The 12963-nt window shown below is 39.1% G+C and carries 11 protein-coding genes; all 11 read left to right on the forward strand.

The window, feature by feature from the left end:
• Positions 1-104: 104 nt before the first annotated feature.
• The 11 genes from gyrA (at position 105) to JW886_RS05555 (ending at position 12797) form a co-directional block, all read left to right on the forward strand.
• Positions 105-2591, forward strand: coding sequence for a DNA gyrase subunit A (gene gyrA / locus JW886_RS05505; protein WP_205871506.1), 2487 nt, complete (start codon positions 105-107; stop codon positions 2589-2591).
• Between the two features lie 92 nt (positions 2592-2683).
• On the forward strand, positions 2684-3769 hold the full coding sequence (locus tag JW886_RS05510) for an FAD:protein FMN transferase (protein ID WP_205872486.1): 1086 nt from the start codon (positions 2684-2686) through the stop codon (positions 3767-3769).
• Between the two features lie 102 nt (positions 3770-3871).
• On the forward strand, positions 3872-4618 hold the full coding sequence (locus tag JW886_RS05515) for a class A sortase (RefSeq protein WP_205871507.1): 747 nt from the start codon (positions 3872-3874) through the stop codon (positions 4616-4618).
• Positions 4619-4722: 104 nt separating this feature from the next.
• A complete protein-coding gene (pcrA, locus tag JW886_RS05520) occupies positions 4723-6999 on the forward strand; it encodes a DNA helicase PcrA (protein ID WP_205871508.1) in 2277 nt (758 codons plus the stop codon).
• Between the two features lie 23 nt (positions 7000-7022).
• Positions 7023-7490, forward strand: coding sequence for an 8-oxo-dGTP diphosphatase (locus JW886_RS05525; protein ID WP_205871509.1), 468 nt, complete (start codon positions 7023-7025; stop codon positions 7488-7490).
• A gap of 44 nt (positions 7491-7534) precedes the next feature.
• On the forward strand, positions 7535-8110 hold the full coding sequence (locus JW886_RS05530) for a DNA-3-methyladenine glycosylase I (protein WP_205871510.1): 576 nt from the start codon (positions 7535-7537) through the stop codon (positions 8108-8110).
• Positions 8111-8236: 126 nt separating this feature from the next.
• Positions 8237-8932, forward strand: coding sequence for a hypothetical protein (locus JW886_RS05535; RefSeq protein WP_205871511.1), 696 nt, complete (start codon positions 8237-8239; stop codon positions 8930-8932).
• 131 nt (positions 8933-9063) lie between these two features.
• On the forward strand, positions 9064-10047 hold the full coding sequence (truB, locus tag JW886_RS05540; RefSeq protein WP_205871512.1) for a tRNA pseudouridine(55) synthase TruB: 984 nt from the start codon (positions 9064-9066) through the stop codon (positions 10045-10047).
• 44 nt (positions 10048-10091) lie between these two features.
• Positions 10092-10994, forward strand: coding sequence for a bifunctional riboflavin kinase/FAD synthetase (locus JW886_RS05545; protein WP_205871513.1), 903 nt, complete (start codon positions 10092-10094; stop codon positions 10992-10994).
• Between the two features lie 82 nt (positions 10995-11076).
• Complete coding sequence (locus tag JW886_RS05550) at positions 11077-12051, forward strand: L-lactate dehydrogenase (protein WP_205871514.1); 975 nt, start codon at positions 11077-11079, stop codon at positions 12049-12051.
• A 134-nt stretch (positions 12052-12185) separates the two neighbouring features.
• Positions 12186-12797, forward strand: coding sequence for an SOS response-associated peptidase (locus tag JW886_RS05555; RefSeq protein WP_205871515.1), 612 nt, complete (start codon positions 12186-12188; stop codon positions 12795-12797).
• Positions 12798-12963: the final 166 nt, after the last annotated feature.

Raw genomic sequence — 12963 nt, forward strand, 5'->3', positions numbered from 1 at the left:
TTTTTTGATATAATTAAGTTAATCTGTTTGCCCCTGAGGCAAACTTTTCCGAAAGCAAGAAAGGAACGTAAATTCTCTATCGAAAGCGGATTTACAACACAAACATGCAAGACAAAAATGTGATTAATGTCAATTTGGTTGAGGAGATGAAAACGTCATTTCGTGACTATGCCATGTCAGTTATCGTGGCACGGGCACTTCCTGATGTACGAGATGGTCTAAAACCAGTTCATCGTCGGATTCTCTACGGTATGAATGAGTTGGGGAATACCCCAGATAAACCACACAAAAAATCAGCGCGTATCGTCGGTGAAGTTATGGGTAAATATCACCCACACGGTGACAGCTCGATCTACGAAGCCATGGTACGGATGGCGCAGTGGTGGTCATACCGTCACATGCTTGCAGACGGTCATGGGAACTTTGGTTCAATGGATGGTGACGGAGCCGCAGCGATGCGTTATACCGAAGCCCGTTTAAGTAAAATTGCCTTAGAAATGTTGCGTGATATCAATAAAAATACAGTTGATTTCACCGATAACTTTGATGGAACAGAGCGTGAACCACTGGTTTTACCAGCGCGTTTTCCTAACCTTTTAGTCAATGGGACCACTGGTATTGCTGTCGGAATGACCACAAATATTCCACCACATAATCTGGCTGAAACAATTGATGCAGTAGACCTCTTAATGGAAAATCCAGAAGCAACCACAATGGATTTGATGTCAGTGATACCTGGTCCAGACTTTCCTACTGGTGCTTTGGTCATGGGCAAATCAGGAATTCGCCGTGCTTATGAAACGGGGAAAGGTTCAATTACTTTGCGTGCGAAGACGCATATTGAAGAAATGCCCGGTGGTAAAGAACGCATCGTCGTGACTGAACTGCCTTATATGGTCAATAAAGCGCGTTTGGTTGAACACATTGTTCGCTTGAACCATGAAAAGCGCATTGAAGGTTTGACAGCTGTTCGTGATGAATCCAACCGTGAAGGAATTCGAGTAGTCATTGAAGTGCGTCGAGACCTCTCAGCTCATGTTATTTTGAACAACCTTTTCAAATTGACGAGCCTGCAAACCTCTTTCGGGTTCAATATGTTAGCCATTGAAAAAGGAATTCCAAAAGTCCTTTCGCTTAAAGAAATCCTTTTAGACTACATCGAGCATCAAATCGAAGTCGTTGAACGTCGAACTGCTTTTGATAAGGCGCGCGCAGAAGCACGTGCACATATCTTAGAAGGTTTGCGGATTGCCTTAGATAACATTGACCGCATCATCAGTATTATTCGCGAGTCTCAAACGGATGCCATTGCCCAAAAAGCAATGATGGATGAATTCCAACTTTCTGAAAAACAATCACAAGCAATTTTAGATATGCGCTTGCGTCGTTTGACTGGATTGGAACGTGATAAAATTGAAAATGAATATCAAGACTTAGTTGCCTTAATTGCGGATTTGGCTGATATTCTCGCAAAACCTGAACGTGTAAAGAAAATTATTCGCGAGGAACTTGAAGAAGTTAAACGTAAATTCTCTGATAAACGTCGTACAGAGCTTCTGGTGGGTGAAGTCCTCAATCTTGAAGATGAAGATCTGATTGAAGAAGAAGATGTTTTGATTACTTTGTCAAATAAAGGATATATTAAACGTCTGGCAAATGATGAATTCCGGGCGCAAAACCGTGGAGGTCGTGGTGTGCAAGGGATGGGGATGTCGGATGATGACTTTGTGCAACATCTCGTTTCCACATCAACTCATGATCAACTTTTATTCTTCACTAACCTTGGTCGCGTCTATCGAATGAAGGGGTATGAGATTCCTGAGTACGGACGAACTGCCAAGGGTCTTCCGATTGTAAATCTTTTGAAATTAGATGATGGAGAAAAGATAGCAACGATCATCAATGTCGACCGTGATCAAGCAGCGAAATACCTGTTCTTTACAACACGTAATGGGGTTGTTAAACGTACAGCTACCGCACAATTTGCTAATATCCGGACGAATGGTCTGAAGGCACTCAATTTGCGCGAAGGTGACGAGTTAATTAACGTCTTACGAACTTCAGGAGATGACGAAGTCATTATCGGAACTCACTTGGGCTATTCTGTACGCTTTAAGGGTGCAGTTGTTCGTGATATGGGACGTAGTGCAACTGGTGTTAAAGGGGTAAATCTCAGAGAAGGTGACTACGTCGTTGGAACTTCAACCATCAATAACGATCAGGAAGTTCTTGTAATTTCAGAAAATGGTTTGGGTAAACGGACTCAAGCTTCTGAATATCCTACTAAAGGACGTGGTGGTAAAGGGATCAAAGTCATGAATGTGACTGAACGTACAGGTAAGCTTGCTGGCTTAACGGCAATTAATGGTGATGAAGACATCATGGTCATTACGGATACGGGTGTCATTATCCGGACGAATGTCTCTAACATCTCACAAACTGGTCGAGCAGCCCAAGGTGTAAAAGTGATGCGACTTGATGACGAAGCGCAGATCGTAACCTTTGCGTTGGTTGAAGCTGAGCCTGAAGAAGAAACAACGATTCAAACTGCTGACGAAGCTGTCAGCAGTGCTGATGCAGATCAAGAATGAACATAAAATAAAAATGGAAAAGCCTGTCAGCTACTGGCAGGCTTTCTGAATTAAAAACTGGTGCTGACAGAGCTGTCAGTAAAAATAGGATGATGAAAAAAATATTAGGACTAGTTGCAGTAGGGGTGAGCCTGATTTCACTTAGTGCTTGTGGGAACAAAAGTGCTAAAGTAAAAGATACAAGAGATTTACTCAAAACGCCGCTTGAAAAAGACGTTACAACAATGGGAACTTTTGTTAAAGTCACTGTCTATGATAAAAATAAAGAAGCTGCTGTTGATCAAGCCTTGAAAATCCCTGTAACCTACAATAAATTAACAACAGTTAACCAGTCGGGATCTCAAATCGATCAAATTAATCAAAATGCTGGAGTTAAACCGGTCAAAGTTGATGCGGGTGTTTACGAGCTGATTAAAGCTGGCTATCGTTATTCTGCTAAAGATTTAGGCTATGATATCACCATTGGTTCTTTGACAAGTCTTTGGAACATCGGTATGGATAACGCCCGAAAACCCTCACAAAAGGAAATTGATCAAGTGCTTCCACTTATCAATTACAAGTATATTGAGTTTAATGATGAAGCGCATACTGTTTATCTGACAAAGCCATCAGTACGTTTAGACCTGGGTTCTATCGTTAAAGGATTTGTAGCGATGAAGATGGTGAACTCGCTCAAAGAAAACGGTGTGACAACTGGGATTGTCAACTTGGGTTCGAGTTCAATCTATGTGATTGGGCATTCTCCTCGGGGTGCTAGTGACCCTTGGAGTATCGGGATTAAAGATCCTAATGATCCAACGGGACAGCAAATGGGAATTCTAAAAGCAAGCAATCAACATGTGAATACATCAGGGATTTATGAACGTTATCTCGAGGTAGATGGCCATAAATACAGTCATATATTAAATCCAAAGACAGGTTATCCTTTTGAAAATGATATTGCTAGCATTACCTTACTTATCTCAGGTAAAGATCAGACCAATGGAGATGGCCTTTCTACCATGATTTATGCCATGGGTACGAAAAAGGGATATGAATACATTGAAAAAATGAAAAACGTTGAAGCTGTATTTGTTGATAAAGACAATAAAGTATATCTAACCTCAGGTATAAAAGATCAATTTGAATTAACAGAAACAAAGACCTTCAAGATTGGAAATATCAACGACTTAAAATAAAACACTTGTTTTAGCAAGTGTTTTTTTATTGCAATCATTTTGACTAGTTTCTCAAAGAATGCTACAATTGAGAAAAGAAGTCAAGAGACGAGGAAGTGCTAAATGAAGAAGAGAACAAGCGGTAAAAAGAAAAAAGGGAACTGGCTCATTAATTTACTGATTTTAGTACTTTTTGTTGTAGGTTTGGTCTTGGTATTTAACAAACCCATAAGAAATATGATGATTGCTACCAAAAGTAATCAGTATCAGTTAAGTCAAGTCACACCTGAAAAAATTGAAAAAAATAAAGAAGCTAAAGCCAGTTTCGATTTCGATGCGGTGCGTTCTGTAGATTTTCAAGCTGTTGTTTCTAGTCAATTTGATAAGCAACCTCTACCAGTAATAGGAGGGGTTGCTATTCCTGATTTAGGCATCAATCTTCCAATTTTTAAGGGTGTAGGGAACACTTCCTTACTCTATGGGGCAGGAACGATGAAGGAAGATCAAGTAATGGGTCAAGGAAATTATACATTAGCCGGACATAATATGACAGGTTTTACGTCTGATCTTTCAATTTTGTTTACTCCACTTGAAAAAGCAAAAAATGGGATGATGATTTATGTAACGGATAAAAATAACGTGTATACTTATAAAATTGATAAAATTAATGTGGTAACGCCAGAGCATGTGGAAGTTCTTGACGACACACCTAATCAAAAAGAAATTACACTAGTGACCTGTGCAGATGCAGAAGCAACCCATCGGATTATTGTGCATGGTACTTACGTCAGCACAACAGCTTTTTCAAAAGCTTCCAGTTCAGTCACTCAGGCCTTTGAAAAAAAATACAATCAAATCAAAAACTTTTAGTGCTGAAAGCAATCTATGAAAGATTGCTTTTTCTATTTTCTCAGTTATTTTTTGTCGTCCAAAATATGCTATAATTAAAAGTGATTTTCAGCTAGGAGAATAAAATGAATCCATTATTACAAGGAATGAACGAAAAACAAGCAGAAGCGGTCCAAACTACAGAAGGGCCTTTATTAATTATGGCAGGAGCTGGTTCGGGTAAGACTCGTGTCTTAACCCATCGAATTGCTTACTTAATTGATGAAAAAATGGTAAATCCTTGGAATATACTAGCGATTACCTTTACAAATAAAGCGGCAAAAGAAATGCGGGAGCGTGCTTTATCACTTACTCCAAGAGCACAAGATACATTAATTGCGACCTTTCACTCCATGTGTGTACGAATTTTGAGACGTGATGCTGACCATATTGGCTATAATCGTAATTTTACAATTATAGATCCAGGGGACCAAAAATCGTTGATGAAACGAATTTTGAAGGAAGCGAATTTAGATCCTAAAAAATGGGAACCCAAAGGACTTTTAAATGCGATTTCAAATGCTAAAAATGATTTGTTAGATGAGTCAGCTTATGAAGCTCAGACAAACGCTAGACATCCCTATGAAATGGTTGTTGCACGTGTTTATAAGATTTACCAAAAAGAATTACGAAAAGCAGAATCAATGGATTTTGATGATTTAATCATGCAGACATTGCGTCTTTTTGATGAAAATCCAGATGTTCTTGCCTACTATCAGGGGAAATTTCAATATATTCATGTGGATGAGTATCAAGATACCAACCATGCACAATATCAGTTGGTTAAACTTTTAGCCAGTCGTTTTCAAAATATCTGTGTTGTTGGGGATGCGGATCAATCAATCTATGGTTGGCGTGGCGCAGATATGCAAAATATTTTAGACTTTGAAAAAGATTATCCCAAAGCTAAAGTCGTTTTGCTTGAAGAAAATTACCGCTCAACAAAAACTATCCTTGATGCGGCAAACAACGTCATAAAAAATAATTTAAAACGTCGACCAAAAGAACTTTGGACGCAAAATGATGCTGGAGATAAGATTGTTTATTTCCGCGCTGGAAATGAACAAGAAGAAGCAAATAAGGTTTCTGAAATTATCACATCAGGCGTTCGGTCAGGCCGTTCTTATGCTGACTATGCTGTGCTTTATCGGACAAATGCTCAGTCTCGGACAATTGAAGATTCTTTTGTTAAATCTAATATTCCTTATACAATGGTTGCGGGAACTAAATTCTACTCACGTAAGGAAATTCGTGATGTTATTGCTTACTTAAATGTAGTAGCAAATCCAGCGGATAATATGAGTTTTGAACGAATTGTTAATGAACCTAAACGAGGAGTCGGTCCAGGGGCATTAGAAAAATTACGTCGATTTGCTGACAGTCGTGGACTTTCTTTAGCAGATTCAAGTTTTGATATTATGTTATCTGATATTCGTGGGAAGGCTGCTGGTGAAATTTATAATTTGGCAATGGCCTTTGATTTGTTGAGAACCCATAGTGAAAGTTCAACAATCACAGGATTAGTTGAAGAAATGTTAGAGCGTACTGGCTATGTCAAAGCTTTGCAAATGATGCCAAGTATCGAAAATCAAGCACGAATTGAAAATATTGAAGAATTCTTGTCAGTAACTAAAGGGTTTGATGAAAAATCAGAAATTCCTCTAGATGAAGAAACGGGAGAGCCAATTGTTGAAACTGGCTTAGATAAGTTGAGCCGTTTCCTTAACGAAGTTAGTTTGCTTTCTGAAACAGATGCTTATGAGGAAGAATCTGACCAAGTAACCATGATGACCCTGCATGCGGCAAAAGGTTTGGAATTTCCAATTGTTTTCTTAATTGGAATGGAAGAAAACATTTTTCCTTTATCACGGGTAAATGAAGATATTGATGAGTTGGAAGAAGAACGTCGTTTGGCTTATGTTGGAATTACACGGGCAGAAGAAACGCTCTACTTAATGAATGCCAATCAACGTGTGCTTTATGGTAAAACGAATTATAATCGTCCCAGCCGTTTTATTTCGGAAATTGATGATGAATTACTAGAATATGCTGGGATTGCTCGTAAAGCAAATTCAAGCTTCAATGCTTCTTATAAATCGGGTGGTTTTGCTACAGGACGCTCGATGTCAGATGCTTTGCACCAGCGTAAAGCAGTGATTAACCCTACAGCAGCTCAAACAACAATAGATCAATCTTCAACAGAAGATTGGCAAATCGGTGATACAGCAGTTCACCGCAAATGGGGCGAAGGTCTGGTATTGGCTGTCTCAGGAACTGGAAAAAATATGGAACTTAAAATTAATTTTCCTGAGGTTGGGATGAAGCGTTTATTAGCGGCAATGGCACCTATAGAAAAGAAATAATTTAAATTTGGGGTAGAGGAATAATGACTTATCACGAGCTCGAAAGAGTCGAGTTAACAAACATGTGCGCCATCATTGACGAAAAAAATAAAAAAGTTTTGGTACAGGAACGCAAAAAAACGTGGCCGGGTGTTGCTTTTCCAGGAGGACATGTCGAAAAGGGTGAGGCGATCGTTCCATCAACAATTCGTGAAATAAAAGAAGAAACTGGATTAGATATCAAAAATTTAAAACTCTGTGGGATTAAAGATTGGTTCGAGCCTGAAAAAGACAGAAGATATATGGTTTTTCTTTATGCAACTACAGAGTTTTCAGGGGAATTAATTGATGAAACATCTGAAGGAAAAGTATTTTGGCATGAAATCAATGGCTTGGAGCAACTTAACTTAGCGAGTAGTTTTTCAGAAATGGCCGAAATGATGCTCCGTTGTACCTATAATGAATTTATCTATGAAATTAAAGGAGCAGTGTGGGAGAAAAAATTCTTTTGAATTTGCATAATTTTAATTATGTTAAATGATGGAAAGGAGTTTGTATGACAACAAAAATAAGGTGCCAATGGTGTCTTTCATCTGATAGAATGGTTGATTATCACGATACTTATTGGGGAGTTCCTTTGCACGATGATCGGGAACTTTTTGCCAAACTGATTTTAGATATCAATCAAGCAGGTCTTTCTTGGTCAACAATCTTAAACAAGCAAGAAAATTTCTATAAAGCTTTTGATGACTTTGAGATAAGAAAAGTAGCTGCCTATGATGAGTTGAAAGAACAAGAACTTTTACAAAATTCCGGGATTATCCGTAATAAACTGAAAGTAAAAGCAGCTATTAATAATGCACAACGTGTACTGGAAGTGCAAAAGGAATTTGGATCATTTGATGCTTACATCTGGTCATTCACAAAAGGCATAGTCCAACAACATCATATTGAGGACGGAGAAGTGACGCCAGCCACAAATGAACTTTCTGATCGTATGAGCAAAGATATGAAAAAACGTGGATTTAAATTCACTGGTTCCACGGTAATTTATGCGTTTTTACAAGCAGTCGGGGTGATCAATGATCACGTAAAAACCTGTTTTAGATATGCCGAATTATCAGGCAAATAAAAAATTACTGACGAGTTGGTCAGTAATTTTTTTAAGCTTAATGAAAGCTAGATACTTTGAAAAAATGCTGAAATTTCAGTATAATGACACTATAAAGGATATATTTTTTGAAAAAGGGAGGCCCATATGGCTAAACATGTGAAGACAAAAGATCGCAAGAAAACAATAGGTATAGTCAGTTTGGCGGTCCTATTGGTCGTTGCACTTGGGATTATAGCTTATCAGGTATTTTATCCTCAACAAGTGGGACCGGATAAAACGAATTCCTTTGCCCAATCCAGTAAAAGTAGTGGCACTCAGTCAACAAGTAAGAGCACAAAGGCCTCAACTACGTCTAGCAAAGCTTCGTCTAGCAGTACTTCGGAGTCGACCGTTGCATCTTCCTCATCTTCCTCATCGTCCACTGCAACTGCTAAGACTTGGAGTGCGTTGAGCGATAAGGAACATGATGCAGTCTATGCCCAGTGGGTTAATAATGCGCAAGGTAAATATGAACTTTATACAGGGGAAGCCAATCTCATTTATTTAGTAAACGTAGGGGACAACGGCGTTTCAAGTTATAATGATCCTGTGAATGTGATTCAAAATACAGCACGGATCCAAATTAATGCTGATGGAACCTATTATTTGCAAGTCCCTAATCCTTCACAAACTGGATTACGTATGGCACAAAATCCTTGGCCAATGGTAGAGTGGCAAGTAAAAGAAACCCTAACTGGCGACCAGTTGTTTGCGAAATATGGTGCAGCGGATGCACTTAAAGGTGGAGCTGCGCAAATCAAATCAATCAATAATACAGGTGTTCCTCAAGGAGCAGCTTAATAAGCGGTAGTAAAGCTGATTAAATCAGCTTTTTATTTTGTAAAAATGGCTAATGGTGTGGTCAGGAGCTGACCAGTTTGTCAGCTGACCAAAATGTGCTTTTTCAAGCAAAAAATGCTATAATTTTCAAGATGAACGAAAATGTTAATGGAATTTTAAATGTTTACAAAGAGTCAGGCTGGACATCGTTTGACGTGGTGGCCAAACTTAGAGGTATTTTAAAAACAAAAAAAATCGGACATGGGGGAACGCTTGATCCTTCGGTAACAGGGGTTCTACCAGTAGCCGTAGGCAAAGCAACGCGCCTTTTGGAATATATGGAGAACGCTGGTAAAGTCTATGAAGGGGAAGTGACGATTGGCTTTTCTACCGAGACAGAAGATGCTGACGGCCACATTGTTAAAAAAACACCCGTGATCAAAGAAGGACATGCTTTACTAACACCTTCTGAGATTGATGAAACTATGAAGGAGTTTACAGGTAAAATCCAACAGATTCCACCGATGTACTCTGCTGTAAAAATTAATGGGAAAAGACTCTATGAATATGCTCGCGCTGGTCAGACCATAGAACGACCTGCGCGTGAGGTAACCATTTATTCTTTTGAACGGACGAGCCCGCTTACGCTTGATAAAGAGAACGATAGTTTACGTTTTTCCTTTAAAGTAGCTTGTAGTAAAGGAACCTATGTCCGGACGTTGGCTGTTAATCTTGCGGAACGTCTAGGGTATGCTGGTCACATGTCAAAATTACAACGCACAGCGAGCAATGGTTTAGAGATCCAGCAAGCTGTGACTTTAGCAGAGATTAAAGAAGCTCAAGAACAGGGCCAACTGATGGAGTTGCTTTATCCGATAGAATATGCAGTTACTGACTTACCTCGGATTGATTTGTCAAGGGAGCAGTTTGATAAAGTTAAAGTAGGGAAAAAACTTGATACGAATCAACTGACGGCTGATTTGTCTCTTCATCCACTTGATGAAAAGTTACTGACGACGTTGTCAGCAATTACTACAAGTAAGTGTGCTGCTTTCTATGAGGATCAGCTGGTCGCTGTTTACATGAAACACCCTGAAAAACAAGGAGTATGGAAGCCAAATAAAGTCTTGGTCTAAGGCCGTATTCAAGTCCAATTCCTCGAAAGTTAAAAGTGAGAACAATGGAAATATTAGAATTTAATGAAGAAATAAAGTTTGATGAAGAACTTATCCTAGTCCTTGGCTATTTTGATGGCCTTCATCTTGGACATCAAGCGCTTTTTGCTGAGGCAAGAAAAGTCGCTGCGGTCCTCAATCTCAAGATCGCTGTCCTGACTTTTCCGGAAAAGCCGACGTTAACCTTCGAAAAATTTAGCCCTGATATGCTTTTGAAGTTAACCTCTGACCAAAAAAGAGCCGATTTATTTGCGGAAAATGGCGTTGATTATCTCGTATTTAAAGATTTTACTTCCGATTTTGCCCACCAAACTTCTGAAGAATTTTCAAAAAACGTTGTCCTTAAATTTAATCCAAAAGTCGTCATTACAGGATTTGATTATACCACAGGTTCAGACATGCAAAATCTTAAATCGACCGAAGATTACCGCGTCATTATTATTCCAGAACAAGCCGATGATCAAGGAAAGATTTCGTCAACAAGGATTCGCAAGGCAGTAGAAGAGGGAGAAATCGCCCAAGCTAATGCGCTTTTAGGCTATGCTTACGAAACAACAGGTCTCGTTGTTCACGGCTTTGCACGTGGGCGACAACTTGGCTATCCGACGGCTAATCTGGTTATCAAGGATTTTATCCATCTGCCCGCTGTGGGTGTCTACACGTGTGATGTCCTATTTCATGGGGAGCGACATCGCGGTTTTGCCTCTATCGGTTATAACGATACTTTTAATGGTACGGAAAAGACAGTTGAGGTCCACATTTTTGACTTCAGCGGAGAAATTTATGGTGAAAAATTAACCGTTTTATGGCTCGATAAGATTCGCGATATGATTAAATTTGAAAACATGGAGCAATTGATTGCTCAAATGAAAGAAGATGAAAGAATTGCCCGACGTTACCGCCTGTAAAATTGGACATTTTAGATAAAAATTAGTTTGGAATGAGAAAGGAAGCAGGAGGCCTTAATGTCTCCTGAAAAATGAGAAACGGATGAAAGTTAACAATAAGAAAGTTGTCATTGTCGGAGCTGGTGCTGTAGGAAGTACCTACGCACATAACTTAGTAGTAGATGATTTAGCTGATGAGATTGCCATTATCAACACCAATAAGAGTAAAGCTTCAGCTAATAGCTTAGACCTTCTTCATGCGCTGCCTTATCTTAATTCTGCACCTAAAAATATTTATGCTGCTGATTACTGTGATGTGGCTGATGCCGACATTGTTGTACTTTCTGCGAATGCACCTTCTGCGACTTTCGGTGCGCAACCTGATCGTCTCCAACTTCTTGAGAACAATGTTGAGATGATTAGAGATATTACCAAACAGACAATGGCTGCAGGTTTCGATGGTATATTTCTCGTTGCATCAAATCCAGTAGATGTACTAGCTCAAGTTGTGGCCGAAGTTTCGGGTTTACCTAAAAATCGAGTGATTGGTACAGGAACGTTGTTAGAAACAAGCCGGATGCGACAAATTGTGGCTGAGAAGCTACAGATTAATCCCAAAAGTATTCATGGATATGTACTTGCTGAACATGGCAAATCTAGTTTTACCGCATGGTCAAATGTGACAGTAGGAGCTATTCCTCTTACAAGATGGTTAGAAAAGTATCCCAGCCCAGATTTTCCTTCTTTTGATGAAATTGACCAGGAAATACGAGAAGTGGGATTGGATATCTTCATGCAAAAAGGGAACACTTCTTACGGGATAGCCGCTTCTTTAGCGCGTCTTACTCGAGCTATTTTCCGAAATGAGAGTGTTATTTTACCGGTTTCAGCTTATCTGACAGGAGAGTATGGACAAGCCCATCTCTATACTGGAAGCCCAGCAATTATTGATCGTACAGGAGTGCGCGCAGTCCTTGAACTGGATTTGACTTCCGCAGAAGAAGACAAGTTTGCCCATTCAGCAGAACTTTTAAAGGAAAATTTTGATTCCGTAAAAGATAAGTGCATTGTGCAATAAGAGAAAACTTAAAAGTAGGTGACGCCTACTTTTTTTAGTAAAAATGACTGCTTTACTGGTAAAAAACTGATAAAATTAACTTAGGAAAATCTGCTGTATTAAAGATATCGAGTTGAACATTAAGGAGAAGTGAAATGTGTGGAAGATATACTTTGGAGCCTGAAGCTAATGAAACATTAAAACGTTTATTTGATAAGGCTAACTTACGCCTCGAAGAGTCTGCGGGAGTTTTTCCAATGCCTATGAAAAAAATAGCTACTGGTGAAATCTTTCCGTCCGATACCATTCTCACTCTACTTGGTGATAAAGCAACAGAAAATGTGGGTGCCTACGCTACGCGATGGGGAATTCGGAGTAAATCTCTAGTGATTAATGCACGTGCGGAAACTTTGCTAGAGAAAGTAACGTTTAGGCCTCTGTTTTCTCGTCAGCGCTGTGTTATTCCTACTAATGGCTTTTTTGAGTGGCAACATGGAAATAAAAAAAATGAAAAATCTACAAAATATTATTTTGGATTAGGAAGAAGTACGCCGCTTTATTTAGCAGGGCTTTATCGCGTTCATGAAGGAGAGCTAGAGAGTGTGATTATCACAACAGCTTCACACCCTTCAATAAGTGAAGTTCATGATCGCATGCCGCTTATCATTGCACAAGAAGACCTAAGAAGGTGGCTTTTTGATGATTCATTTGCGCAAAAACAATTACAGCGGGAGATGCCCTCACTCATGAAGGACTCTCTTTGTTGAGGGAAAACAGGATATGCTCAATATTTGAGATTAATAAGTACATACTAGATCTAAAAAAATGATGAGTTGATTTCTGCAATTTTTTTCACAATGTGATAAAATAGACCATGTAAAAGATGGACTGAAGTCCAAAATTTAAGAGGCATAAACGCCTTATAAGGAGAAT

The sequence above is a fragment of the Lactococcus taiwanensis genome (genome assembly GCF_017068355.1).
Lineage (GTDB): Bacteria > Bacillota > Bacilli > Lactobacillales > Streptococcaceae > Lactococcus > Lactococcus taiwanensis.

Coding starts and splice junctions, on each gene's coding strand:
- gyrA (WP_205871506.1), top strand. CDS start 105: ATGCAAGACAAAAATGTGATTAATGTCAATTTGGTTGAGGAGATGAAA.
- JW886_RS05510 (WP_205872486.1), top strand. CDS start 2,684: ATGAAAAAAATATTAGGACTAGTTGCAGTAGGGGTGAGCCTGATTTCA.
- JW886_RS05515 (WP_205871507.1), top strand. CDS start 3,872: ATGAAGAAGAGAACAAGCGGTAAAAAGAAAAAAGGGAACTGGCTCATT.
- pcrA (WP_205871508.1), top strand. CDS start 4,723: ATGAATCCATTATTACAAGGAATGAACGAAAAACAAGCAGAAGCGGTC.
- JW886_RS05525 (WP_205871509.1), top strand. CDS start 7,023: ATGACTTATCACGAGCTCGAAAGAGTCGAGTTAACAAACATGTGCGCC.
- JW886_RS05530 (WP_205871510.1), top strand. CDS start 7,535: ATGACAACAAAAATAAGGTGCCAATGGTGTCTTTCATCTGATAGAATG.
- JW886_RS05535 (WP_205871511.1), top strand. CDS start 8,237: ATGGCTAAACATGTGAAGACAAAAGATCGCAAGAAAACAATAGGTATA.
- truB (WP_205871512.1), top strand. CDS start 9,064: ATGAACGAAAATGTTAATGGAATTTTAAATGTTTACAAAGAGTCAGGC.
- JW886_RS05545 (WP_205871513.1), top strand. CDS start 10,092: ATGGAAATATTAGAATTTAATGAAGAAATAAAGTTTGATGAAGAACTT.
- JW886_RS05550 (WP_205871514.1), top strand. CDS start 11,077: ATGAAAGTTAACAATAAGAAAGTTGTCATTGTCGGAGCTGGTGCTGTA.
- JW886_RS05555 (WP_205871515.1), top strand. CDS start 12,186: ATGTGTGGAAGATATACTTTGGAGCCTGAAGCTAATGAAACATTAAAA.